The 23,933-nt window shown below is 63.5% G+C and carries 21 protein-coding genes and 1 pseudogene; 11 read left to right on the forward strand and 11 right to left on the reverse strand.

The annotated features are described in order from the left end of the window. Positions 1-105 precede the first annotated feature (105 nt). The 4 genes from gyrB to dnaA form a co-directional block, all read right to left on the reverse strand. Positions 106-2,523: a DNA topoisomerase (ATP-hydrolyzing) subunit B gene (gene gyrB, locus H146_RS0100515; RefSeq protein WP_019949880.1), complete on the reverse strand. Its 2,418-nt coding sequence runs from the start codon at positions 2,521-2,523 to the stop codon at positions 106-108. 13 nt (positions 2,524-2,536) lie between these two features. Continuing rightward, positions 2,537-3,634, reverse strand: a complete 1,098-nt coding sequence (gene recF, locus H146_RS0100520) for a DNA replication/repair protein RecF (RefSeq protein ID WP_019949881.1) — start codon at positions 3,632-3,634, stop codon at positions 2,537-2,539. A gap of 81 nt (positions 3,635-3,715) precedes the next feature. Then, complete coding sequence (gene dnaN, locus H146_RS0100525; protein ID WP_019949882.1) at positions 3,716-4,819, reverse strand: DNA polymerase III subunit beta; 1,104 nt, start codon at positions 4,817-4,819, stop codon at positions 3,716-3,718. Positions 4,820-4,906: 87 nt separating this feature from the next. After that, positions 4,907-6,427, reverse strand: coding sequence for a chromosomal replication initiator protein DnaA (gene dnaA / locus H146_RS0100530; protein WP_019949883.1), 1,521 nt, complete (start codon positions 6,425-6,427; stop codon positions 4,907-4,909). A gap of 396 nt (positions 6,428-6,823) precedes the next feature. On the opposite strand from dnaA, the gene rpmH reads away from it, so the two are divergent. The 4 genes from rpmH (at position 6,824) to H146_RS0100550 (ending at position 10,164) form a co-directional block, all read left to right on the forward strand. Beyond that, positions 6,824-6,958: a 50S ribosomal protein L34 gene (rpmH, locus tag H146_RS0100535; RefSeq protein WP_019949884.1), complete on the forward strand. Its 135-nt coding sequence runs from the start codon at positions 6,824-6,826 to the stop codon at positions 6,956-6,958. A gap of 23 nt (positions 6,959-6,981) precedes the next feature. Then, on the forward strand, positions 6,982-7,356 hold the full coding sequence (gene rnpA / locus H146_RS0100540; RefSeq protein WP_019949885.1) for a ribonuclease P protein component: 375 nt from the start codon (positions 6,982-6,984) through the stop codon (positions 7,354-7,356). 78 nt (positions 7,357-7,434) lie between these two features. After that, positions 7,435-9,117 carry a membrane protein insertase YidC gene (yidC, locus tag H146_RS0100545; protein WP_019949886.1) on the forward strand — a complete coding sequence of 561 codons (1,683 nt, stop codon included), beginning with the start codon at positions 7,435-7,437 and terminating at the stop codon, positions 9,115-9,117. Between the two features lie 84 nt (positions 9,118-9,201). Beyond that, positions 9,202-10,164, forward strand: coding sequence for an NUDIX hydrolase (locus H146_RS0100550; protein WP_019949887.1), 963 nt, complete (start codon positions 9,202-9,204; stop codon positions 10,162-10,164). 65 nt (positions 10,165-10,229) lie between these two features. Here H146_RS0100550 and H146_RS0100555 read toward each other — a convergent pair whose 3' ends face one another. Next, entirely contained in the window at positions 10,230-11,360 is a 1,131-nt protein-coding gene (locus tag H146_RS0100555) for a GGDEF domain-containing protein (RefSeq protein ID WP_019949888.1), read from the reverse strand. A 261-nt stretch (positions 11,361-11,621) separates the two neighbouring features. Between H146_RS0100555 and H146_RS0100560 the strand changes: the two genes are divergently transcribed. Then, a complete protein-coding gene (locus H146_RS0100560; protein WP_019949889.1) occupies positions 11,622-12,224 on the forward strand; it encodes a LuxR C-terminal-related transcriptional regulator in 603 nt (200 codons plus the stop codon). Next, complete coding sequence (locus H146_RS0100565; protein ID WP_019949890.1) at positions 12,221-14,029, forward strand: ATP-binding response regulator; 1,809 nt, start codon at positions 12,221-12,223, stop codon at positions 14,027-14,029. Before H146_RS0100560 ends, H146_RS0100565 begins: the two co-directional genes overlap by 4 nt. Before the next feature lie 17 nt (positions 14,030-14,046). Here the strand turns inward: H146_RS0100565 and argE are convergent, their stop codons facing one another. The 6 genes and pseudogenes from argE to H146_RS0100590 form a co-directional block, all read right to left on the reverse strand. Next, positions 14,047-15,210, reverse strand: a complete 1,164-nt coding sequence (gene argE / locus H146_RS0100570; RefSeq protein WP_019949891.1) for an acetylornithine deacetylase — start codon at positions 15,208-15,210, stop codon at positions 14,047-14,049. Next, the gene (locus tag H146_RS0100575) at positions 15,210-15,968 is read right to left on the reverse strand and encodes a FadR/GntR family transcriptional regulator (protein WP_019949892.1); all 759 of its coding nucleotides are present in this window, start codon (positions 15,966-15,968) and stop codon (positions 15,210-15,212) included. The genes argE and H146_RS0100575 overlap by 1 nt, the downstream gene beginning before the upstream one ends. Then, the gene (locus H146_RS18040) at positions 15,965-17,032 is read right to left on the reverse strand and encodes a TIGR00366 family protein (RefSeq protein WP_019949893.1); all 1,068 of its coding nucleotides are present in this window, start codon (positions 17,030-17,032) and stop codon (positions 15,965-15,967) included. The genes H146_RS0100575 and H146_RS18040 overlap by 4 nt, the downstream gene beginning before the upstream one ends. Next, positions 17,027-17,290, reverse strand: a pseudogene (locus tag H146_RS22020) (helix-turn-helix domain-containing protein); the annotation flags it as partial. The pseudogene H146_RS22020 and the gene H146_RS18040, both read right to left, overlap by 6 nt. A 37-nt stretch (positions 17,291-17,327) precedes the next feature. Further along, positions 17,328-18,068: a M24 family metallopeptidase gene (locus H146_RS20480; RefSeq protein ID WP_211213269.1), complete on the reverse strand. Its 741-nt coding sequence runs from the start codon at positions 18,066-18,068 to the stop codon at positions 17,328-17,330. A gap of 294 nt (positions 18,069-18,362) precedes the next feature. Beyond that, on the reverse strand, positions 18,363-19,004 hold the full coding sequence (locus H146_RS0100590) for an FMN-dependent NADH-azoreductase (RefSeq protein ID WP_019949896.1): 642 nt from the start codon (positions 19,002-19,004) through the stop codon (positions 18,363-18,365). A gap of 120 nt (positions 19,005-19,124) precedes the next feature. Here H146_RS0100590 and H146_RS0100595 point away from each other — a divergent pair, with 120 nt between their 5' ends. From H146_RS0100595 to H146_RS0100615, 5 genes are all read left to right on the forward strand, one after another. Further along, on the forward strand, positions 19,125-20,009 hold the full coding sequence (locus H146_RS0100595; RefSeq protein WP_019949897.1) for a LysR substrate-binding domain-containing protein: 885 nt from the start codon (positions 19,125-19,127) through the stop codon (positions 20,007-20,009). Between the two features lie 94 nt (positions 20,010-20,103). Next, positions 20,104-21,207, forward strand: coding sequence for a quinolinate synthase NadA (gene nadA / locus H146_RS0100600; RefSeq protein ID WP_019949898.1), 1,104 nt, complete (start codon positions 20,104-20,106; stop codon positions 21,205-21,207). After that, positions 21,204-22,070, forward strand: a complete 867-nt coding sequence (gene nadC / locus H146_RS0100605; RefSeq protein WP_019949899.1) for a carboxylating nicotinate-nucleotide diphosphorylase — start codon at positions 21,204-21,206, stop codon at positions 22,068-22,070. The genes nadA and nadC overlap by 4 nt, the downstream gene beginning before the upstream one ends. Positions 22,071-22,146: 76 nt before the next feature. Next, on the forward strand, positions 22,147-23,478 hold the full coding sequence (locus tag H146_RS0100610) for an MFS transporter (RefSeq protein WP_019949900.1): 1,332 nt from the start codon (positions 22,147-22,149) through the stop codon (positions 23,476-23,478). Positions 23,479-23,508: 30 nt separating this feature from the next. After that, a complete protein-coding gene (locus tag H146_RS0100615; protein ID WP_019949901.1) occupies positions 23,509-23,838 on the forward strand; it encodes a cupin domain-containing protein in 330 nt (109 codons plus the stop codon). Positions 23,839-23,933: the final 95 nt, after the last annotated feature.

A 23,933-nucleotide genomic window follows, 5' to 3' on the forward strand; every position in this document is an offset into this window, starting at 1 on the left:
CGGCCATAGCGCTGTCTCTCTGCTGCTGGCTTTCCGCTCGCTGATCGCACAAATTGAATCGCGTCATCCATCGTTTTCGCGACGATTGGCCAGGCCCGACAGGCGTCAGATATCCAGATTCGCCACCAGCGCGTTCTGCTCGATGAAGTCGCGCCGCGGTTCGACCTCGTCGCCCATCAGGGTGTTGAACATCATGTCGGCGCCGATCGCGTCCTCGATCGAGACCCTGAGCATGCGGCGACTGTCCGGGTCCATGGTGGTCTCCCACAGCTGATCCGGATTCATCTCGCCCAGCCCCTTGTAGCGCTGGATGCTGAAGCCGCGGCTGGCCTCGGCCATCAGCCAGGTGAGCACGTCGTGGAAGCTTTCCACCGGCTTGGAGCGCTCGCCGCGGGCGATGTAGGCGCCCTCTTCGAGCAGGCCATCCAGTTCTTTCTGCAGCGCCGTCATGGCAGCGTAATCGGCCGACTGGAAAAAGCCCAGTCCCAGCGGGTAGTCGGTGGCGACGCCATGGGCGGTCAGGGTCGCCGCCGGCAGATAGAGGCCGCGCTCTTCGTGCTCGACCAGCCGGAAGGTGTAGCGCGGCCCGCCCTCGTAGGCGATGCGCTCGTCCATGTCGGCCTGCAGCGCCTCGATCCACCCCTGCATGGCTGCGCGGTCGGCAAGCATCGCCTCGCTGACCGGCGCGGCGTAGACCATGCGCCGCAGCACATCGGCCGGATAGACCCGCGCCAGCCGGTCGAGGCGGTCCATCACGTCGCGGTACTGATGCACCAGCTTTTCCAGCGGCGCATCGGCGATCGGCGGTGCGGTCTCGTTGACGTGCAACGCCGCGCCGTCCAGCGCGGTGGTGGTGAGATGCTGGATCAGCGCCGACTCGTCCTTGAGATACATCTCCTGCTTGCCACGCTTGATCTTGTAGAGCGGCGGCTGGGCGATAAAGACGTGGCCGCGCTCGATCAGTTCCGGCATCTGGCGGAAGAAGAAGGTCAAAAGCAGGGTACGGATATGCGAGCCGTCGACATCGGCGTCGGTCATGATGATGATCGAGTGATAGCGCAGCTTGTCGGCGTTGAACTCCTCGCGACCGATGCCGCAGCCCAGCGCGGTAATCAGGGTGCCCACCTCGGCGGAGGAGAGCATCTTGTCAAAGCGCGCCTTCTCGACGTTGAGAATCTTGCCCTTGAGCGGCAGGATCGCCTGGCTGCGGCGGTCACGGCCCTGCTTGGCACTGCCGCCGGCGGAGTCGCCCTCCACCAGGTAGAGCTCGGAGCGGGTGGGATCCTTCTCCTGGCAGTCGGCCAGCTTGCCGGGCAGCCCGGCAATATCCAGCGCCCCCTTGCGGCGCGTCATCTCGCGCGCCTTGCGCGCCGCCTCACGGGCGCGGGCGGCATCGAGCATCTTGTTGACGATCGCCTTCGCCTCATTGGGGTTCTCCAGCAGGTAGTCGGAGAGCTGGCGGCTCATCTCCTGCTCGACCGCGGTCTTGACCTCGGAGGAGACCAGCTTGTCCTTGGTCTGGGAAGAGAACTTGGGGTCCGGCACCTTGACCGAGATAATCGCGGTCAGCCCCTCGCGGGCGTCATCGCCGGAGGTGGTCACCTTCGCCTTTTTCTGCAGCTCCTCGCTTTCGATGTAGCTATTGAGGCTGCGGGTCAGGGCGGCGCGGAAGCCGGCCATGTGGGTGCCGCCGTCGCGCTGCGGAATGTTGTTGGTGTAGCAGAAGATGTTCTCGGTGAAGCTGTCGTTCCACTGCATCGCCACCTCGACCGCAATACCGTCGTCGCGCTCGACGTTGAAGTGAAATACCGGATTGACGGTGGTGCGGTTGGTGTTGAGATGATCGACGAAGGCGCGCAGGCCGCCCTCGTAGTGAAACAGCTCCTCGCGACCGTCGCGCTCGTCGATCAGCCGGATCGCCACCCCGGAGTTGAGAAATGAAAGCTCTCTGAGGCGCTTGGCAAGGATCTCGTAGTGAAACTCGATGTTGGCAAAGGTTTCGCTCGACGGTTTGAAGCTGATCTGGGTGCCGGAGCGTTCGGTGTCGCCCACCACGGCAAGCGGCGACTGCGGCACGCCGTGGTGATAGGTCTGCTCGTGAACCTGATGGTTGCGCCAGATGGTCAGCTTGAGCTCTTCGGAAAGCGCGTTGACCACCGACACGCCAACGCCGTGGAGACCGCCGGAGACCTTGTAGGAGTTGTCGTCGAACTTGCCGCCGGCGTGCAGCACGGTCATGATCACTTCCGCCGCCGACACCCCCTCGGCGTGAATGTCGGTGGGAATGCCGCGGCCGTCATCGGAGACGGTGATCGACTCATCGGCATGGATCGCCACGCGAATCTCGCTGCAGTGGCCGGCCAGCGCCTCGTCGATGGAGTTGTCGACGATCTCGAACACCATGTGGTGCAGCCCGGTGCCGTCGTCGGTATCGCCAATGTACATGCCCGGGCGCTTGCGTACTGCGTCCAGCCCCTTGAGAACCTTGATACTCGACGAGTCGTAAGCCTGTGGATCGCTCATTGATGCTCCCGGGTCATGGTGCCGCCGGCCTGTGTGCCAGACGACCCTGTGTGACGTGAAACCTCGTGACGCTGGTGCTCGGGTCCCAGTAGCCGTCGAGGGCTGCGGGGTCGATACCGGTCAGAAAGGTCTGACAATTCATCTGCTCCAGCAGCCGGCAGAAGGCGCGGCGGTGGCGATCGTCCAGCTCGGCGGCGAGATCGTCGATCAGATAGAGGCAGCGACGCTCGCTTTCGGCCTCCAGAAGCCGCCCCTGCGCCAGCTTGAGGGCGCTGACCACCAGCTTCTGCTGCCCCCTGGAAAGTACCTCGGCAGCGGGATGGCGCCCCACACGCAGACGCAGGTCGGCCCGCTGCGGGCCCTGCTGGGTAAACTTCATCTGCCGATCGGTCGCCAGGCCGTCGCTCAGCACCTCTTCCAGACGACGCTGACGATCCCAGCCGCGGTAATAGCGCAGCGACAGCTCGGGCAGATCGACCAGTTCACGCAGAGTGGGCTCGAAAACCTCGACGAAACGCGCCATCCAATCGCTGCGCATGGCGTCGAGCGCCTCGCTCCAGCGCGCCAGCTCGCGGCTCCAGAGCGCCAACGACTGCTCGTCGATTCTATCATGTCTGAGCAGGGCATTCCGATGTTTGAGCGATCGCCTGACGCGTCGCCAGATGTCGAAAAAGTCGGCCTCGACGTAGAACACGCCCCAGTCGAGAAACTCGCGCCGCGCGGCGGGTGCGCCCTCGATCAGGCGGAAGGCGTCAGGGTTGATCAGCTGCACCGGCAGCTGGCGCGCCAGTTCGGCGACCCGCTCCAGCCGCTCGCCGGCCATGCGCAGGCTCAGCGTCTCGCTGTCGCGGCGGCGCTCGACCCCCAGCGGCAGCGGCGGCGAGCCTGCCAGGCGACCGAACAGGGTCAGCGCCGCGGCGTCGTGGCCGATCGCCGACTTGAGCTGGCGGGTGCGAAAGGAGCGCCCCATGCCGAGGATGTGCAGCCCCTCCAGCAGGCTGGTCTTGCCGCTGCCGTTATCACCGAAGATCAGATTGACGTGAGCATCCGGCTGCCACTCGAGCGGCACCAGATTGCGAAGGCCCTGGAAGTGAAGACGGTCGAGCGGCATGAGGGGTCCAGCGAGGGAGGCACTGCCCGGCAGAAGGCCGGGCAGTGCAGAACGGTAGCGGCAAGAAAGGCAGCGCGCGAATCAGAGGCGCATCGGCATCACCACATACATCGCATCGCCGCCGCCCGGCGCTTCCAGCAGCGCACTGCTGTTGGGGTCGGAGAGGGTGAGCTGCACCTGGTCGGTATCCAGCACATTGAGCACGTCGATCAGATAGCCGACGTTGAAGCCGATCTCCAGCGTGCTGCCGGCGTAGTCGATGGCCACATTCTCCTCGGCTTCTTCCTGCTCGGGGTTGTTGGCCAGCACCCGCAGGTTGCCCTCTTCGAGGTTGAGGCGCACACCGCGATACTTCTCGTTGGAAAGAATAGCGGTGCGCGACAGCACCTGGCGCAGCTCGTTGCGCTCGGCCAGCACCTGCTTGTCGCCGCCTTTGGGGATAACCCGCTCGTAGTCGGGGAACTTGCCGTCCACCAGCCGCGAGGTGAAGGTGTAGGCGCCGGTGCGGGCGCGCAGGTGGCTGGCGCCGAGGCGCAGGGTGATCGGCTCGTCGCTGTCGTCGAGCAGCCTGGAGAGCTCGGTAACCCCCTTGCGCGGCAGAATCAGCCGCTGCGGCTCATCAAGGGCTACCTCGGTACTGCGCGAGGAGACTGCCAGCCGGTGGCCGTCGGTGGCCACGGTGCGCACCAGCTGGTCGCGCAGCTCGACCAGCATGCCGTTGAGATAGTAGCGCACGTCCTGCTGCGCCATGGCGAAGCCGGTGGCGTCGATCAGCTGCTTGAGGGTACGCCGCGGCAGGGTCAGTTCGGTCTCGCCCTGGCCCTCGTCGATGCTGGGAAACTCCGCCGCCGGCAGAGTGGCGAGGGTGAAGCGCGAGCGCCCGGCGCGCAGCAGCGCCCGCCCCTCTTCCAGCGCCAGGGTGATCTCCGACCCCTCGGGCAGCGACTTGCAGATATCCATCAGCTTGCGCGCCGGCACGGTCACGGCGCCACTCTCCTCGACCTGCGAGGGTTCGACGCGGCCGATCAGTTCGACCTCCAGGTCGGTGCCGGTCAGCGACAGCTCGCTACCCTCGAGGGCGAGCAGTACGTTGGAGAGCACCGGCAGGGTCTGACGGCGCTCTACCACCCCGGCCACCAGGGTCAGCGGACGCAGCAGGGCTTCACGCGAAATGGAAAATTTCATGGGGGCTCACTCTGTCTGGGCTCTCGATGGTTGGATTGCCTGGCAGTGGCACGACCGCAATAGCCTTTAGTATAAAGCAGTGACGTGCTAGCTGGTCAGAATCCGCAGCAGATTCTTGTAGTCTTCGCGAATGTCGGCGTTCTCTTCACGCAGCTCTCCCACCTTGCGACAGGCGTGCAGCACGGTGGTGTGATCGCGACCACCAAAAGCGTCGCCGATCTCCGGCAGGCTGTGGTTGGTCAGCTCCTTGGCCAGCGACATCGCCACCTGACGCGGCCGGGCGATCGAGCGCGAGCGGCGCTTGGAGTGCAGGTCGGCCACCTTGATCTTGTAGTATTCCGCCACCGTGCGCTGGATGTTGTCGACGCTGACCTGCTTGTCCTGCAGCGCCAGCAGGTCCTTGAGCGACTCGCGGATAAAGTCCTGAGTGATTGGCTGGCCCATGAAGTGGGAGTCGGCGATCACCTTCTTCAGCGCGCCTTCCAGCTCGCGGACGTTGGAGCGGATCTTCTGGGCGATGAAGAAGGCGGCGTCATGCGGCAGATCGGCCTTCGCCTGTTCGGCCTTTTTCATCAGGATCGCCACCCGGGTCTCCAGCTCGGGCGGTTCGATCGCCACCGTCAGCCCCCAGCCGAAACGCGACTTGAGGCGCTCTTCGACGCCGCTGATCTCCTTGGGATAGCGGTCCGAGGTCAGAATCATCTGCTGACCGCCCTCCAGCAGGGCGTTGAAGGTGTGGAAGAACTCCTCCTGGGAGCGCTCCTTGCCGGCGAAAAACTGGATGTCGTCGATCAGCAACGCATCGACGCTGCGATAAAAACGCTTGAAGTCATTGATGGCGTTGAGCTGCAGCGCCTTGACCATGTCGGCGACAAAGCGCTCGGAGTGCAGATAGACCACCCGGGCGTTCTCCCGCAGCCCCGCCAGGTGGTTGCCCACCGCGTGCATCAGGTGGGTCTTGCCCAACCCCACGCCGCCGTAGAGAAACAGCGGGTTATAGGCGCCGCCGGGGTTCTCCGCCACCTGCCGCGACGCGGCCCGCGCCAGCTGGTTGGACTTGCCCTCGACGAAGGTTTCGAAGGTAAAGCCGGGGTTGAGCCCGCTCTGGTGGCGGATACTGCCCTCGACCTGCACCTGGCGCTCGCCGCCCTCGGTACGGCGCGAACTCCCGGTCGCGCTGCCGCCGGAAGCGGCAGGAATCTCGCGCTCGTCCTGATACTCACCGCGCGGCGCGGTGGGCGACGGCGGCGGCATGGGCGCCTCTTTAACGGCCGCCATATCGGCCGCCGGCGGCGCGCTTTCGACGCCGGACGAAGCAGCCCCGTCGGCGCTTGCAGCGCGCGGATTGGATACCGTGCGCCGGCTGCCGATCCCCAGGCTGACGCGCGGGGCCCGCCCCTGGCCCAGCTCGCGCATCAGCTCGTTGATCCGTTTGAGGTATTTGTCGTTGACCCAGTCACGCACGAAGCGATTGGGCGCCAGCAGCGCAAGCTCGTGCTCGCTGTCGCCACCCTCGGCCTGCAGGGGGCGAATCCAGGTATTGAACTGCTGAGAACTCAACTCATCCTGCAGGTAGTCGAGACACTGCTGCCAAAGAGCGATGGACACACGCGACCTCGTTGATGGTGAGTCTTGAAGGAGGGTGCACCGAGCCTTCGCACCGCGCATCGTGAGCGTGGCGGGCAGGGCCCTCCTGCTGCCAATGGCCGCTCAGTGTAACGTCCGCATCAGGGGTTATCCACACCTTTTCCCTGACGCGCAACGCCTGTGGACAACCGGATCGGAAGCAATAAAACAAGCCTTTCAGCGACCTGCGTTATCTGCCGGCAGGATATAGACCGCCTGTGCACAGTTTTATGCACAGGGGCTTGCAGATCGGTCGGGATAAAAATTGCACGTCCCGGTTGAATTCTCTAGAATCCCGGCTCTTGACCTCCGTGCGCCTAACGCCAGGGCGCGGGTCGACCGATCAATTTTCTCGTAGCCAATTCAGGAAGTGCCATCATGAAACGTACTTTTCAGCCCAGCGTGCTCAAGCGCAAGCGCGTCCACGGTTTTCGCGCCCGCATGGCGACCCAAAACGGCCGCAAGGTTCTTGCACGTCGCCGTGCCAAGGGCCGCAAGCGTCTGAGCGCCTGAATGGCGTCTGGAAGCTGCGCCCCATGGCCTCACAGGGATTTCCCCGCGGTCTGCGCATTCTGACCGGCGGGGAATACCGTCACGTTTTCGACAACGCCAGCTTCAAGGTTCACGGCAAGGGGTTATTGGCCCTCGCCACGCCCAACGACCTGGGACATGTCCGCGTGGGGCTGGTTTTCAGCAAGAAGAATCTCAAGCGCGCCGTGGATCGTAACCGCCTCAAACGGCTGACCCGCGAGTCGATCCGGCTGCGCCAGCACTGGCTGCCGGCGGTGGATATTGTGGTGCTTTCTCGCCGCGGCGTGCACGAGCTGGAAGCACAAACCCTGGCCCGGCAGCTTCACGGCATGTGGCGGCGCCTTGAAAAGGATGTGCAGCGTCAGTCGAAACCTCAATAGCCGTACGAGGCGCGATCTCTTTTCCCGTGCCATCCGTGGTCTGCGCCGCGTCGACATTTTCCCCACCGGGCAATCCCAATGGATTTGAAACGTCTTCTCTTCGTCATTCCGCTGGCCGTGCTTGCCTACCTGCTGGTGATCCAGTGGAGCAACGATTATGGCCAGCAACCGGCGGGCGTCGATGCGCCCCCCACCGTGGCCCAGCAGGAAGGCAGCGGCGAAAGCAGCGGCAGCGGCGGGCTCAACGCCCCCGCCAGCGGCAGCACCACCCCACAGCCGGGCGGCAGCCAGCCGGGCAGCGACGAGGCACCCGCTGAAGGCGCGCCGGAGCGGCTGATCAGCGTTGATACCGATGCCCTTGATCTGCGTATCGACACCCGTGGTGGCGATATCGTCTACGCCGCCCTGCCGAAATATCAGCGCCAGCTCGGTGCCAGCGACCCCTATGTACTGCTCTCCGACAATCAGCAGCGCAGCTACATCGCCCGCTCCGGTCTGCAGCTCGAGGGGCATGAGGGACGCATCGACTTCAGCGCGGCGCAGAACAGCTATCAGCTCGGCGACGGCAACCAGCTACAGGTCGATCTGAGCGCGACCGTCAACGGCGTGGATATCATCAAGCGCTTTACCTTCAAGCGCGACAGTTACGTCGTCGACGTGCAGTATCTGCTTGATAACACCGGTCAGACGCCGGTCACCGCGCGTTTTATCGGCCAGTTGGCGCGTGACAACAGCGCCGACCCGACCCAGGGCGCCGGTATTGGCATGAAATCCTTCCTCGGTGCCGCTTTCTCCTCGCCGGAGGATCACTATCAGAAGGTGGGCTTTGACGATATCCAGAACGGCAGCTTCCCCAACCGTGATGTGAACGGCGGCTGGGTGGCGATGCTGCAGCACTATTTCGTCTCCGCCTGGGTGCCCGGCCAGCAGCAGCAGAACCTCTACTACGCCGACGTCGACCGCCGCGGCCGTAACGTGGCGGCTTTTGCCGGCCCCACCGAGAGTGTCGCACCGGGGCAGAGCGCCGACCTCGAGGCGCGCCTTTATATCGGTCCCAAGGAGCACGACCGGCTCGACGCAGTGGCGCCCTATCTGCAGCTGACGGTTGATTTCGGCTGGCTGTGGTTCCTCGCCAACCCGCTGTTCTGGCTGCTGACCCAGATCCATGCGCTGGTGGGCAACTGGGGCGTGGCGATCATCCTGCTCACCGTACTGGTCAAGGCAGTGCTCTTCCCGCTCTCCGCCACCGCCTACAAGTCGATGGCGAAGATGCGCAAGATGGGCCCCGAGATGCAGCGCATCAAGGAGCAGCACGGCGACGATCGCCAGAAGATGTCGCAGGAGATGATGAAGTTCTACCAGAAGGAGAAGATCAATCCGCTAGGGGGCTGTTTGCCGATCGTCGTTCAGATGCCGGTATTCATCGCCCTTTACTGGATGCTGATGGAGTCCATCGAGCTGCGCCATGCGCCCTTCTTTTTGTGGATTCATGACCTGTCGGCGCAGGACCCTTACTTCATCCTGCCCATCATCATGGGCCTGACGATGTTCTTGCAGCAGCAGCTCAACCCCACGCCGCCCGATCCCACTCAGGCGAAGATCATGAAGATGCTGCCGATCGTCTTCACCTTCTTCTTCCTGTGGTTCCCGGCGGGGCTGGTCATCTACTGGATTACCAACAACCTGCTGTCGATCGCCCAGCAGTACTACATTACGAGGAAGATCGAGAAAAACGACGAGATCAAGGCAACCTCGTCCTGACCTCGTCATAATCGCTCCTCCAGGCCCCTGCTCCGGCGGGGGCTTTTCATGTCGCCCCGCTCCTGCGTCTTCCGGAGGCTGCCCATGTCCGACAGCGCCGCCATCGCCATCGACCTCTCCGCGGTCGTGATCGCCATGGAGGTCGCCTCGCCCACCGTGCTGGTCATCCGCACGGCGGACGGCATGAGCGCGCTGCCGGCCGGCGCCTTCGACCCGGTCAGCCACGCCACCTTCGAGCAGGGGCTGCGCGACTGGGTCGCCAGCCAGACCGGTTTCGAACTCGGCTACAGCGAGCAGCTCTATACCTTCGGCGACCTGGCACGCTCGCACGAGCTATTCGAGACGCCGGCGGCGCGCCATATTTCGATCGGCTATCTGGGCCTGACCGCTGCCCGCCATACGCCGGCGGGCATGGCCGCCCAGTGGCGCAGCTGGTATGACTTCTTTCCCTGGGAGGACTACCGCCAGGGGCGCCCGGCGCTGATCGACATGGCACTGGCCCCGGCGCTGGAGCGCTGGGCCGCGGCCGCCGACAGCGCAGCGACGCGCGAGGCGCGCCACCAGCGGGCCCGGCTCGCCTTCGCCCTGAACGGCGCGCGCTGGGTCGACGCCCGGGTGCTGGAGCGCTACGAGCTGCTTTTCGAAGCCGGGCTGGTGCCCGAGGCGCAGCGCAACGCCGATAGCGCGGCGAACGAAGCACTGCCCGTCACCGGCCTCGAGATGATGGTCGATCATCGCCGCATTCTGGCCACTGCCATGGACCGCCTGCGCGGCAAGCTGCGCTACCGTCCGGTGGTATTCGAACTGCTGCCGGAGCGCTTCACCCTCTCACGGCTACAACAGACGGTGGAGGCGATCATCGGCCTGGCGGTGCACAAGCAGAACTTTCGCCGCGCGCTGGAGCGCACCGGGCTGGTGGTCGCCACCGGCGACGTGGACACCGCCACCGGCGGCCGCCCCGCCGAGCGCTTTCGCTTCTGCCGCGAGCAGTGGCGCCAGCAGATGGCGCCGGGCGTGCAGACACCGCTGTCGCACGGGGAGTACTGAGGCTGTCATCCGTGGACCGATGATCGGCCAGCGCGGAGAGGCAGGACACTACCGGATATCGGCAGTTACGGACTGTGCATCCTTTCACTCCATAGCCCAGCCACGTCAGGAGCGTTATCGAACACGCTATCGGGACTACCGAGATTACTGACCACGCGATCGCGGCCATCGCGCTTGCCCCGATAGAGCAACGCATCGGCGCGCATCAACGGCGCCGATATATCGCTGTCATCCTGCTCGATTGGGGTCACTCCCATGGTCGCGGTGACCTTTATGCGCTGCCCGCCGATCTCGCAGCCGCCAGCGGCAATCCTGCCCCGCAGCCGCTCCGCGATCAGCAGCGCGACGCGCTCGTCGGCATCAGGCAGCAGCAGGGCGAACTCCTCGCCGCCAATCCGGCTGGCAGCATCCATCTCGCGCAGGCACTCATCGAACAGATCGGCCATCCATATCAGCACCCGGTCGCCGACAGCGTGGCCATATGAGTCGTTGATCGCCTTGAAGTGATCAAGATCGAGCAGAATCAGCGATCCCGGTCGCCGATGGCGGCGCAGAGAGGCACGGTGATCGAAAAAGCGAGCACTCAGGCCGGCGCGATTGATCAGCCCGGTCAGCGGGTCAACAACGGCCGCTTCGGTCAACTGCCGATGGACCTGCTCGCGCGCCTTCTCATGAGCGTGGGTCATGGTGAAAATGCACAGCGAGCAGAGCACTACATTGAACACCGCAGTCAGCGAGTAGCCGATATCGGTCTGGCTGAATTTGTAGACGGAAATCGCCAGTGCCAGTGTCATGAACACCGCGGTGTAGCGCAGCCCTCGGTAGCGCCCCAGCAGTAGATAGCTGACCACCGGCATCAGCATGATCCAGAAGAAAACATTCTCCTCGACAGGCTTGCGCCAGAACACCAGCAGAATCACCGCGCCCAGCAGCATCGTCAGCGGCAGTGCCCAGCGTTCGGCCTCTTGATCGCTGCGGAATTTAATCAGCAGCAGTACGCCGCAGCACGCCATGCCGAATTCCGCCAGCGCGATCACCGGCCTGCCATCCAGGGCGTTGAACAGGGCCAGCAGGCCGAAGCAGGCGCCAAGCAGCGCCAGCACGATGCGCATGACCCTCAGGCGATGCGAGGCAGCATCATCGGCGCAGCCCTTTCGACGCAGTGCAGCGCTTGCTGACGTCTTGATATCAGACATACTGAGACCTTCTGTTCTGCCCGTGCCCAAAAGCCCCGGAGAAGCTGTGGGGTATGTCACGACAGAACGCTGGAGACAATGTGATCGTCGGTAATCCTGACAGTAATGGACTGACTCCTTTATTGGCTTTTCGATTGTAATTTTTTGTCAAATTCCGTTATACGGTCAAAATTGACTCTTCTTGCCCGGACCGGGAAGAAGGCACCATGGCATTTGGTAGCATGAATCGAGACCTGCCCTGTTTTCATGAGTGCAAGCCCCATGCCCCTACGCACCCTACTGCTGATCGACGATCATCCGCTCTTTCTTGGCGGTATCAGCCGCGTGCTGGCCGAGGGGCTTGAAAGGGTGGTGATTGTCGAGGCCGTCTCATTGACCGCGGCGCTTGCCCAGCGCCATCTCGACCCGGCGCTGGTGCTGCTGGATCAGCAGCTCGGCGGTGTCAGCGGTCTGGCCGGCGTCAGCGCGCTCAGGCGACGCTGGCCGGGCGCCAGCATCGTCATGCTCTCCGGTTTCGATATGACGAAAATTCGCGAGGAGGCACAGGCGCTGGGCGTGTGCGCCTTTATCTCCAAAAGCGACAAACCGCAGACACTCCTGCATCAGGTGAGCGCGCTCCTCGAGGGGGTAGCGGAGACCGCACCGACCTTGCCGGACGAGCCACCACAGCGGCAACTGACGCCGCGCCAGCTCGAAGTGCTCGAACTACTCTGCCAAGGGCTCTCCAACAAGGCGATCGCTGCACGCCTTTATCTATCCGAATACACCGTGCGCGGCCATGTGCAGGCGCTGCTGACGCTGCTCAACGCCTCCAGTCGCGCCGAGGCGGCCTTCGCCGCCCGGCGGCTGGGCTGGGTGACATGAATCTGCAGGAACGCTTCGAGCACGAGCGGCTGCGGCTTGTGCTCCAGGGTACGATCCGGCTGCTACCGGTAGCCATGATGGTGGCGACGCTGCTGGCCGTGGTTTTCTACGCTACCAGCGGCAGTACCCTGAAAGCAGTATCGGCGTTGGACGGAACGCCTATCGACATCTGCACCACGGAAGTCTCCCTGCCGGCGCTCGCACTCTGGTGCCTGATAACCCTGGGCGTGCTGTGCGGACTGGCATGTTATTCATATCTCACCCTGCGGAAAGGGTTCGTTGCCGGCGAAATCCCCGCCATCCAGCAGCGGATGATCGTCGGCCTTGTGCTGGAAGGTATCTGCTGGGGCGGGTTGCTGTGGCTGGGCGTCGATCACAACACGTCGCCCGCCGCCACGGCCCTGCTGCTGGCGATGCTGGCCGCCAACAGCTCCATCGCCATGGCACTGTTCTCGCCCATTCAGTCCATCTATCTGGCGATGATGCTGCCCATGATGCTGACCGCTATCCTCCGCTTCGTCGTCATGGACGTTTTCTACTATCAAATGCTGGCGGGCTTCTGCCTGCTGTTCGCCATTGGCCAGGCCGGTCAGGGACGGCTGATGGGCCGCGACATCAGTGACTCGATCCGCTTGCGCTTTGAAAATCTCGACCTGATCGCGCGGCTGGAGGAGGAGAAACGGGAAGCCAGCGCCGCCCGTGAAGAGGCCGAACGCGCCAACCACGACAAGTCGCGCTTTCTGGCTGCCGCCAGTCACGATCTGCGCCAACCCGTACAGGCGCTGCAGCTGCTGCTGGAGAGCCTCTCCTGGAGCCGCCTCGACGCTATCCAGCGACAGACGCTCAAGAGCGCGCAAGCGGCCAGCGGCGCCTCTGCGGACATGCTCAACACTCTGCTTGATTTTTCCCGCATCGAGGCTGGCGTGATTCACTCACAGCAACGCCCCTGCGCGCTTCAGGCGCTGTTTCACAAGCTGGAGATGGAGCTGGCGCCGCTGGCCGATGACAGGACGCTGATCTATCGCAGCCGGGACAGCGAAGCGGTGGTGCACTCCGACCCGGCGCTGCTTGAGTTGATTCTGCGCAACCTGATCGCCAACGCCATCCGCTACACCGACAGCGGCGGCGTGCTCGTCGCCGCTCGCCGGCGTGGCGGGCAGTGCTCCATCGAGGTGTACGACACCGGGATTGGCATTGCCACCGATCAGCAGCGCGAGATTTTTCGCGAGTTCCACCAGTTGGGCAACCCGGAGCGGGACCGCCGCAAGGGGCTGGGACTGGGGCTGGCCACCGCCGAACGGCTGGCCCATACGTTGGGGCATGCGCTGTCGCTGGCCTCCATACCGGGGCGCGGCAGCGTGTTCCGCCTGCGCGTGCCGCTGGCTGAGGAGGCGCTGCCGAGCCATCAGACCTCCTCCTCACCCGCGTCTACCGAGGCATCGCTGGCGGGTCAACGACTACTGGTAATCGACGATGATGAGACGATTCTCGGCGCCATGCAGCAGTTGCTGACCGCCTGGGGCTGCGAGTGTGTCACCGCCGACTCCCTCGAAGGCGCGCTGAATCTGGACTGGTCGCAACCACCGCAGGCGATTCTCTGCGACTACCGCCTGCGCGAGAACACCGGCGCCGAGACGATTCGCCATCTTCGCGCGCATTTCGGCACCGATCTGCCGTCGCTGCTGCTTACCGGCGATACGGCGCCGCAGCGGCTGCGCGAGGCGACCGCCAGCGGCATTCCGCTGCTGCATAAACCGGTCTCGGCCCTCGAGCTACGCCAAGCGCTGGTAAGCATCGGCGTATAGGGCCTGTGGTCGGAAAATCACTCCAGCAGCTGCTTGCCCAGGTGGTGCATAAAGTCCAGCCCCTGTTCGAGCTGCGTCTCGCTGATATATTCATCCGGCTTGTGCGCCTGCTCGATGCTGCCGGGGCCGCAGATGATCGCTTCCAGCCCGGCCTGCTGAAACTGACCGGCTTCGGTGGCATAGGCCACCGCCTCGGGCTGACGAGGGCCCAGCAGCTGCTCACACAGGGCTATCGCGGTAACGTTGCCACCGCCGTCGAGCCCCGGCACCGTCGGCGTCAACAGCGTTGTCTCGATCGCAAAATCCTTGTGGCGCGCCTGCAGCGTCTCTTCGAGCTGACGGCTGAAGCTTTCGAAGCGCTCGAAAACGGCGTTGAAACCCTCTTCCGGTAGATGGCGAATTTCCCACTCGAAGGTGCATTCGCGAGCCATGATGTTGATCGCGCTTCCCCCTTCGATACGACCAACATGCAGGCTTGAATGGGCCACATTGAACGCCGGGTTGCAGCACCTTTCAGCGACCAGATCTTCCATGATCGCTTCGATATGGCTGACCAGCCGAGCCGCCACATGGATCGCCGAAACGCCCGCGCCGATCTGACTGGAGTGCGCCTCGACGCCGCGGACCAGGGTTCTCAGCGAGGTGATGCCCTTCTGCCGAGTAACGGGCTGCATCAGGGTCGGTTCGCCCACGATCACCGCCGCGGGCCGCGGGCAGTGCGCAACCATCTGCTCGATCATGCGGGGCGCGCCCAGACAGCCCACCTCCTCGTCGTAGGAGAGTGCCAGCCAGATCGGCCGATTCAGCCTGGCCGTGCGCCACTCGGGCAGCATCGCCAGTGCGCAGGCGATAAACCCCTTCATGTCGCAGCTGCCACGGCCGTAGAGGCGACCCTCGCGGGCACTGAGGGTAAAGGGATCGCTGTGCCATGTTTGACCATCCACCGGCACCACATCGGTGTGTCCTGAAAGGACTACGCCGCCCTCGACATCCGGGCCGATACGGGCCAGCAGGTTGGCCTTGCTGCCGTCATCGCTTTTGATACGTTGACTCTCCACGCCATGGTCGGCCAGATAGCGCTCGATCCAGTCCAGCAATGCCAGGTTGGAGTGGCGCGATACGGTATCGAAACCGACCAGTTCAGTCAGAATGTGCTGCACAGTGGCTGTGTTCATGACCATTACGGCTCCTGACGGTGATCTTCGGATTGGGGGGCGGCCCGACGACGCGCCGCCTGCGTCGCGACTTCCTCCATATAATGCTGTGCGGCTTCCATATGCTCGAACATGAGCCGTTCGGCGCGCACCCCATCCCGCGCTCTGAAGGCGTCGATCAGCTCGAGGTGGTAGTCGCGGCCATGGTAGTTGAGATCGACGCCGGCCAGTGCCGGGTCGACGTTCTGGGCAGCGACTACCTTGAGCAACAGACCGTTGAGAAACTCGACCAGAAATCGCAGCAGCGGATTGGGGCAGGCACCGGCCAGCAGCACATGAAAGTTGAGTTCGTCCTCCCGCTCGGAGACGCCGCGGCCTTCGCTGCGATAGCTGCAGCATCGATGTGCCCTGTCGGCCAGAGCGTCCAGCGCCGCCTCATCGAGAAGCGGTGTCACCTGGCGCGCCAGTGCCGGCTCCAGCAGTTTGCGCAGCGCATAAATGTCCGACACGCTCAGATCGCGGCTGAAACAGAAATTCCAGAGCAGATCGGAAGCCGTATCGGCGCTCACCTCGGTCACACTGGCACCGCCGCCCGGTCCGCTGCGCACCCGTATCAGCCCCTGGGTTTCGAGTGACTTGAGCGCCTCTCGCAGTGTCCATTTACTGGTCACCAGACGATGGCTCAGGGTCGCTTCGCTCTCCAGCCGGGTGCCGGGGCCAAGCTCGCCATCCAGAATCCGGCGGCGCAGCTCAGCTGCGATCCGATCGGAACGCTTGTGGCTCATGCCGGCCCCCAACCGATCATCACCGCAAACGCCAGTATGACCCAGCTGAGCAGGAACACCCTGATCAGCAGCGGGAAGAAAAAACGCACCCAGCGGTCGTAGGGGACTCTGGCAATGGCCAGCATCGCCAGGGTGCCGCCTGACGTGGGTACGATCATGTTGGTCAATCCATCACCCACCTGAAAGGCCAGAATCGCGGTTTGTCGCGTCATGCCGATCAGGTCGGAAAGTGGAATCATGATCGGCATGGTGGCCATCGCCTGACCACTGCCGGAAGGAATGAACACATTGATGATCGCGTGCACCAGCGTCATCGCCCAGGTGGAAAACAGTACCGGCAGCCCCGCCAGCGGCGTGGCCAGAGCGTGCACGATGGTGTCACCGATGCTGCCCTGTTCGAGCATTACCTGCAGGGCGCGGGCCAGCCCCACCAGCAGCGCGCCGGTGGTCACCGTTGCCGCCCCCTCGAAGAAATAGCGATTGATTTTCGCCGGCGACAGCCTGGCCACGGCGCCGATCGCAATCGTCATGGCGATGAAAACGCCCGAAATCTCATTGATATACCAGCCGTGGGCAAAAACGCCATACAGCATGATCACAAGGCCGAGGGCAAACGTCGCGATAACCGCCAGATCAGTACGCGACAGACTATAGGCTTGCAGCGGCTTGTCGAGACCGGCTTCCTCGTCATCGCGGTCAAGCAGTGACGCCCCGCTGTCGCGACGCAGCCGCCTCATGTAACGGCTGGTATGGTGCGCCAGCAGCGCCAGCGCCGCGACGCACAGCACGCTTCTGAGCCCGGCGCCGGAAAACATCGGCAGCTGCGCGATCTGATCCGAGACGCCTACGGTATAGACATTGATCGGTGAGGTCGCAAAACCGATACCGACACCGCCGAGCGCAATTGCGGTTCCCACCAGACGATCGCCTCCCATGGCCAGCCCCAGCAGTACCGCCAGCGGAATCAGGGCGATATTGTTTTCATAGCCGACCGCCACACCCAGCAGACCGAACACGAAGGTCATGATCCAGATCAGCACCGCCGGGCGGTCACTGCCCAGCATGTGCTGAATCAGGGCGAATCGAGGGCTGCCTGGAAGCAGTTTGCGCCTGGGCCGACAACCGTCTCGACGGTCATGACGGTGCTGTTGCGCATGTGACGCGCGATACCGTCCATCGGACGACCCATTGCGCCGTATCTCTCGACTGATCGTCGCCGGAGACCGTTCAAGCAGAGCCGCTACCTTCCTGATGCTCAAGCCTTGTGCGAGGCTGACCTGGATAGTGGCACGTTCTTCGATGCAGAGTTCAGAATATGGCATAGGGCCAACACCTTACCGGTTTGATCAGGTGTTGCATTCAGAATTTGCGGCCAAGAAGTATTTCAAGCTTCCCATCGTCATCAAAATAATAAATATTTTCATGCTTGAAACCCCAGCGCCCATTAATATGGCGAATATGGGGCTCAAAGGTAAAAAAATTAACGTCTTCCAATCGGTGGTGATTATCTGCTTCAACAAAATGCCTGTCAGCCAACGCATTTTCGATGCTGTGGCCCAGGTTTTTCTGAAAATCGAGGTTCAAGTATTCGCTTTCCGTGATCAGGTTATTTCCAAACTGATACAGGGCGTCGAAGGTCGTACTCGGCTCAACAAAAGCCATCATTTCTGAATGTAGCATCGCCTGCAGCTTATACCCTTCAAGAAACTCGCTGCTTTCTGGTCTAAACGAACAACGTCCGCTCTCTATAAAGAAGGATCTTGCATAGTCTCCCCAGGCACCTCGCCATACGGGGCTCAAGTCGATGGTAACAAGATTATTATCTCCAACTTTCTCACTGCTGGGCTCATAGTCTCGCCCCGAAATTGAAAGGCAACTTCTGGAGCCCAGCAATACCAGTGCAGGGCAGTCATGGTACCACGTCTCCGTTACGCCATTTGCCTCCGATAGACAAATAGCTTTACTGACAATGGATCGCTCCGAGTCCCCGGGCAATATCTCATGACACAGCTGCTCAAGTACAGCTCGCGCGACAGACTGAGCCTGGCAATGTTTTTGAAATAGCGACATTTTTTCTGCGAGATACGGCAATTTATTCATACATTGAACTCCAGCTCGAATTCTGGCCAGGTGGCTATCACATCTTCATGGGGCCAGAAAGTCAAAGCGCATCTTATCAGTGTCGATATTTCAAGATATCTATCTCCAGCGTCAAGCTCATCCGTTGTCGCAGGTTTAGTTATGGAAGCTTTACCCACGCCCAACTTCGCTCGGCGCTCACCCGGACGCGGCATACCATGATCGATCGGCTTTATCAGTACGGTAGGCGTCCTGGTGGTCGCGGCGGGACAGCTGCTGTCATGAAGGCCTGTTTCTGCCGGCCCACCGGGAAGCTTAACCGGCCATTCGCGCCGCCAGCGCCTTCACATCCTCAATGGCATGAGCGCGTGAGTCCTCAAAGCGCTGATCGCCGAACTCCTGATACTCGATACCGACATGGCAAAGATTATCAGCCCCCAGATATTTCGCAACGCTGCGCAGATGCGGCAGTAGATGGTCGGCCCCCTCGTTGGGTTCGCCCGCGCCGAAGCCGAATTCGCCGCTGGCGGTCAGCAGCACCAGTTGTTTGCCATCCAGCATCGGCGCCAACGGCCGGTCGCCGCGAGCGAGGTCGAAGCTGAAGGTGCGATCAAGGCGTATCACCTGATCAAGCCATGCCTTCAGTGCCGCCGGCATTCCGTAGTTGTACATCGGCGTGGCGATTACCAGCACATCAGCTTGCTCCAGCTCATGGATCAGTCGTTCCGAATCCGCCAGCACAGCGGTGTCTTCGGCGCTGCGCTGCGGCATTGGGGTGAAGGCCGCCGCGATCCAGGCGGCGGTAATAATGGCGGGAGGGTGACGCCCCACGTCACGGGTAATGAGCGCCACGCCGGGCTCGAGTTCCTGCCAGCGCTCAATGAAGAGATCGCCCAGCATGCGGGTCAGGGAGCGCTCGAAGCGAGCGCTGGCATCAATGCGCAGAAGAGTGGTCACCAGTGACTCCTTGATATAAAGGATGAGTGTCACTGCACTATCTGCTGTCGCGACAGGCGATGACAAAAGTAAAGAAAGCGTGTAGAGGTGAGTTTCTCTCACCTCACAGGAGCTACCGCCATGCGCCTTCCCTCCCTGCCGGCACTGCGCGCTTTCGAGTCAGCCGCCCGGCTGGGCAGTTTCCGGGCGGCAGCCCAGACGCTGCACCTCTCTCCCACAGCGATCTCCCATCACATACGCGGCCTGGAAACGCAGCTCGGCATTGCACTTTTCATTCGTGAGAGCCGTCGCGTGCGGCTCACCGAGGCGGGTCGTTTGCTGGCCGAAAGCGCGACGGAGGCCTTCGGACAGCTGGAAGTGACTCTCGACACCCTGAGCAAATCCGCTCGGCGTCTGACCATCTCGACCACCCCCGCTTTCGCTACCCTATGGCTGGCGCCTCGGCTGGATGACTTTCAGCGCCGTCACCCCGAACTTGAGGTAACACTGCTCTCTTCGACGCAGCGCATTGATATGCGCCGCGATCGCCACGTCGATCTGGCTCTGCGTTACGCCCCCACCGAGACCTCCATAGTGGGTGGCAGGCAGCTGATGCAGGAGTCCATTGCCGCCTTTGCCAGCCCCGAATATGCGGCGCGACTCACTACCGCGTCAGAGGCCGAGCTGATCACCACCCGCTGGGAGTCCGAGCGGCTTGCGCCGGTCGACTGGACAATGTGGTTGGCAGAGGCAGGTGAGCCGCGCTCATCTTCAATATCAATGTACAGTTTTACGCATGAGCCGGAGGTGGTGCAGGCCGGACTCGCCGGACGCGGCCTGATTCTGGTCAGCGAGCTTCTGGTACGCTCGATGATCGCGCGCGGCTGGCTGGTGCCCTGGCGGCCCGAAATACGTTTACCGGGCTATGCCTATCACGCCCTGCCCGGCCCGCTCGCCGCCGACCGTCCCATTGTGGCGCGCTTCATCGAGTGGTTGGACACCGACATGCAGAGCGCCGGTCGATAGCTCTGGGCCCCGCCCTTTTTCTCAACTTGCTCAAAATCCGATCGCCCTTTAGCCTGTCCATAATGCTCAATTTGACAACATTACGGAGGGGCCGATGAATGCCGAGGCTTTCAGCCCTGACATCGAAGCGCTGCTGCCCGCCTACGACAGGGCGGTCGCCCGCGCCACCGATGACCTTTATGCCCGCGTCGAGGGTCAGGTCGGCGCCGAGGCCTGGCCCGATATCGCCCGCCGCGTTTACGCCATCAGAGCGCTGCAGCAGGAACAGGACGCGGTGATCCTGGCGCACAACTACATGCCGCCGGAGGTCTATGCGCTGGTCGGCGATATTCGCGGTGACTCGCTGGCGCTGGCGCGCGAGGCGGCCCGCAGCGAGGCGCGCACCATCGTCCAGGCAGGGGTGCACTTCATGGCGGAGACGTCGAAGATTCTGTGCCCCGATAAACGCGTGTTGATTCCCGATACGCGGGCCGGCTGCTCCCTGGCCAGCTCGATCAGCGGGGCTCAGGTGCGCGAGCTGAAGCGTCGCTACCCGGGCCTGCCGGTGGTCACCTACGTCAACACCAGCGCGGCGGTGAAGGCCGAGTGCGATATCTGCTGCACCTCCTCCAACGCCCTCGATGTAGTGGAGGCGATCGCCGCTCAGTGGGGCGTCGACCGGGTCATCATGCTGCCCGACGAACACCTGGCGCGGAACGTGGCGGCACGTACCGATATTGCGATTCTGGTCTGGCAGGGCAGCTGCGAGGTGCACGAGCAGTTCACCCCTGCCCAGGTGGGGGCGGTGCGCCGCCACCACCCGGGCGTGCGCGTGCTGGCTCACCCGGAGTGCCCCACCGGCGTGCTGGAGGCCGCCGACTTCTCCGGTTCCACCGCCGCGCTGGAGCGCTGGGTCGACGATCACCGCCCCGAGCAGGTGCTGCTGCTCACCGAGTGTTCGATGAGCGACAACCTGATCGCGCGCCACCCGGAGATCGCCTTCGTGCGCAGCTGCAACCTCTGCCCGCACATGCAGCGCATCAGCCTCGACGGTATTCTCGCCTCGCTCGCCTTCGGCCAGCATGACGTGCAGGTCGAGGAGCAGATTGCGATTCGCGCCCGGCGCGCCATCGAGGCGATGCTGGCTCTGCCCGCGCCGAGCACGCCGGCCGATTTCACCCGTGCCCCGCACGACGCTCGTGTCGAGATGGTGTCATGAGCGGCGCCCTCCTCGACGTGGCCCCGCTGCCCCATGTCATTCTCGACCCCATCGTCACGACCGCGCTGGCGGAGGATCTGGGGCGCGGTGGCGATATTACCGGCGAGGCGCTGATCGGCGCCAACCATCGCAGCCGGCTGCAGCTGCGCTCGCGCGCCGACGGGGTGCTGGCCGGCATGGACGCGCTTGCGCGGGTGCTTTATCACGTCGACCCCATGATTCGCCTCGATGCCGCCTGCCACGACGGCCGGCGCCTTGCGGCAGGCGACATCATTGCCACTCTGGAGGGTGCCACCCGCGCGCTGCTGATCGCCGAGCGCACCGCGCTCAACTTCCTCACCCGGCTCTCCGGTATCGCCACCCTCACCCGCCGGCTGGCGGATCAGCTCGAGGGCAGCCATGCGCGGCTGGCCTGCACGCGCAAGACCACCCCCGGCCTGCGCGCGCTGGAAAAACGCGCGGTACGCCTCGGCGGCGGCGTCAATCATCGCCTCGGACTGGACGACGCCATGCTGATCAAGGACAACCATATCGCCGCGCTGGGCGGCGTGCGCGAAGCCCTGGCGCTGGCTCGCGAACGGCTCGGCCATCTGCGCATGGTCGAGCTGGAGGTCGACAGCCTCGCGCAGCTCGAGGAGGCGCTAAAGACGCCGCCGCACTCGATTCTGCTCGACAACATGGGCCTCGACGACATGCGCCGCGCGGTCACCATGACCGCCGGGCGCTGCCTGCTCAACGCCTCCGGTGGGCTTGATCTCGAGAGGCTGCGCGCGGTGGCCGAAACCGGTGTCGATCTTGTCTCGGTGGGCGCGCTGACCCACTCGGCGCCGCAGCTCGATATCGGCCTCGACGCGGTACAGTAGGCAGGTACCGCTATCCGCGAGCCGGTGTTGGCGGCTATGCTGACCGCATTGTGGACCACCCTGCCCCGGAGTTTTCATGACCGCCGCCACCGCCCGCCGTCCCGGTACGCTTTCCGCCGCCTGGAGTCTCTGGACGCTACTGCTCGGCATGGGCCTTCTGATGATGGGCAACGGTCTGCAGACCTCGCTTCTGGGGGTGCGCGCTTCCGAGGCGGCGTTCGGTAACACCGTCACCGGCATGGTGATGTCGGCCTACTTCGTCGGCTTTCTGGCCGGCTCGCTGATCACGCCGCGCAAGCTGCGTGAAGTGGGCCATATTCGCGTCTTCGCGGCGCTCGCCTCGGTCACGTCGGTGGCGATTCTGATCCACGCCCTGTTTGTCGATCCGCTGATCTGGGCCGCCATGCGCTTCGTCACCGGCTTTACCTACGCCGGCCTCTATGTGGTCGCCGAAAGCTGGCTCAACGGCTACGCCTCCAACCGCCTGCGCGGCCGGCTGCTGGGCGTCTACATGGTGATCAGCTATATCGGCATGGGCGGCGGCCAGCTGCTGCTGGGCAGCGGCGACCCGAGCGGCGTGGGGCTTTTCCTGCTGGTGTCGATTCTGGTATCGCTGTCGCTGGTACCGATCCTGATCAGCTATACCCCGCAGCCCGAGCTGAGCCACCCGGAACCCATGAACCTGCGCCGGCTTTACCGGCTCTCGCCGCTGGGGACGCTGGGCTGCTTCATGACCGGCATCACCAACGGCGCAATATTCGGCATGGGCGCGGTTTTTGCCCGCAACAGCGGCCTGGATGTGGGCCAGGTGTCGCTGTTCATGGGCGCTTTCATTTTCGGCGGCGCGCTGGCCCAGTGGCCGCTGGGCAAGCTCTCCGACCGCGTCGATCGCCAGTGGGTGATCGTGGTGGTGGCACTGATGGCGATGCTGTTGGCACTGGGCGGCGTCATTACCGGCGGCTGGTCGCCGCTGGCGCTGACCGGCCTGGCCGTACTGCTGGGCGCCACCATGCTGACGCTCTACTCCATCTTCCTGGCCTGCGCCAACGACTTCCTCAGCGAACAGCAGATCGTGGCGGCCAGTGCCAGCCTGGTACTGGCGCTGGGCATCGGCGCCGTCCTCGGCCCCTTCAGCGCCGGGCTGGTGATGGAGTGGCTGGGCGCCGACGGCTTTCTGTGGAACCTGGCCGTCATGCACCTGCTGATGGCGGCCTTCGGCCTCTACTGCATTCGCTTTCATCCCATACACGCCACCGGGGAGCAGAGCAGCCACTATGTGATGGTGGCCTCGGACACCACGCCCCTGGGCACTGCCTGGACCGAGGAGGCCGCCCACGAGCCCGGCCAGCTTGAGCTGGCGTTTGATGAAGAGCACGGCGCGCCGCACAGCGACGATAGCGCAGCGTAAAACGGATCGCCGTCAATTAACGAGGAGCCCATGATGTCATCCCCGTTCAATCTGTTCGCTGATCTGCCCGATGCCTCTTGTGGGGAAGTCTTCACCGACCTGCTCGCCCGGCCGGGCTGTCGTATCGAACGTATTGTCTCCCACGGGCAGATCACGCCCGTCGATCAACCCTGGTGTCAGGCCCACGACGAGTGGGTGGTGGTGCTGAAAGGCGAGGCCGGCGTCGAGGTGTCGGGCGAGGTGAGTGAACTTCAGCCCGGCGATACTCTCTTTATTCCCGCCCATGCCGAACATCGCGTGACCTTCACCGCCACTGACCAACCCACGCTGTGGCTGGCAGTGCATATGGAGGGGCAGTAGCGCCGGCCGTGCCGGAACATCACACCGACGTCTCCGTCAATGCCTCCGCAGCCACTGTGTTAGACTGCCCCCAGCTCACTGATTCGGAGTCCGCC

The organism is Kushneria aurantia DSM 21353 (genome assembly GCF_000382245.1).
GTDB lineage: Bacteria > Pseudomonadota > Gammaproteobacteria > Pseudomonadales > Halomonadaceae > Kushneria > Kushneria aurantia.

Bases quoted from the DNA above. Each gene is read 5' to 3' on its own strand.
- H146_RS0100575 (WP_019949892.1), bottom strand. From the start codon at position 15,968: ATGAGCCACAAGCGTTCCGATCGGATCGCAGCTGAGCTGCGCCGCCGG.
- H146_RS0100610 (WP_019949900.1), top strand. From the start codon at position 22,147: ATGACCGCCGCCACCGCCCGCCGTCCCGGTACGCTTTCCGCCGCCTGG.
- H146_RS0100595 (WP_019949897.1), top strand. From the start codon at position 19,125: ATGCGCCTTCCCTCCCTGCCGGCACTGCGCGCTTTCGAGTCAGCCGCC.
- nadA (WP_019949898.1), top strand. From the start codon at position 20,104: ATGAATGCCGAGGCTTTCAGCCCTGACATCGAAGCGCTGCTGCCCGCC.
- H146_RS0100565 (WP_019949890.1), top strand. From the start codon at position 12,221: ATGAATCTGCAGGAACGCTTCGAGCACGAGCGGCTGCGGCTTGTGCTC.
- argE (WP_019949891.1), bottom strand. From the start codon at position 15,210: ATGGTCATGAACACAGCCACTGTGCAGCACATTCTGACTGAACTGGTC.
- recF (WP_019949881.1), bottom strand. From the start codon at position 3,634: ATGCCGCTCGACCGTCTTCACTTCCAGGGCCTTCGCAATCTGGTGCCG.
- gyrB (WP_019949880.1), bottom strand. From the start codon at position 2,523: ATGAGCGATCCACAGGCTTACGACTCGTCGAGTATCAAGGTTCTCAAG.
- H146_RS0100550 (WP_019949887.1), top strand. From the start codon at position 9,202: ATGTCCGACAGCGCCGCCATCGCCATCGACCTCTCCGCGGTCGTGATC.
- H146_RS20480 (WP_211213269.1), bottom strand. From the start codon at position 18,068: ATGAATAAATTGCCGTATCTCGCAGAAAAAATGTCGCTATTTCAAAAA.
- rpmH (WP_019949884.1), top strand. From the start codon at position 6,824: ATGAAACGTACTTTTCAGCCCAGCGTGCTCAAGCGCAAGCGCGTCCAC.
- H146_RS0100615 (WP_019949901.1), top strand. From the start codon at position 23,509: ATGATGTCATCCCCGTTCAATCTGTTCGCTGATCTGCCCGATGCCTCT.
- H146_RS18040 (WP_019949893.1), bottom strand. From the start codon at position 17,032: ATGCTGGGCAGTGACCGCCCGGCGGTGCTGATCTGGATCATGACCTTC.
- H146_RS0100560 (WP_019949889.1), top strand. From the start codon at position 11,622: ATGCCCCTACGCACCCTACTGCTGATCGACGATCATCCGCTCTTTCTT.
- nadC (WP_019949899.1), top strand. From the start codon at position 21,204: ATGAGCGGCGCCCTCCTCGACGTGGCCCCGCTGCCCCATGTCATTCTC.
- dnaN (WP_019949882.1), bottom strand. From the start codon at position 4,819: ATGAAATTTTCCATTTCGCGTGAAGCCCTGCTGCGTCCGCTGACCCTG.
- rnpA (WP_019949885.1), top strand. From the start codon at position 6,982: ATGGCCTCACAGGGATTTCCCCGCGGTCTGCGCATTCTGACCGGCGGG.
- H146_RS0100555 (WP_019949888.1), bottom strand. From the start codon at position 11,360: ATGTCTGATATCAAGACGTCAGCAAGCGCTGCACTGCGTCGAAAGGGC.
- yidC (WP_019949886.1), top strand. From the start codon at position 7,435: ATGGATTTGAAACGTCTTCTCTTCGTCATTCCGCTGGCCGTGCTTGCC.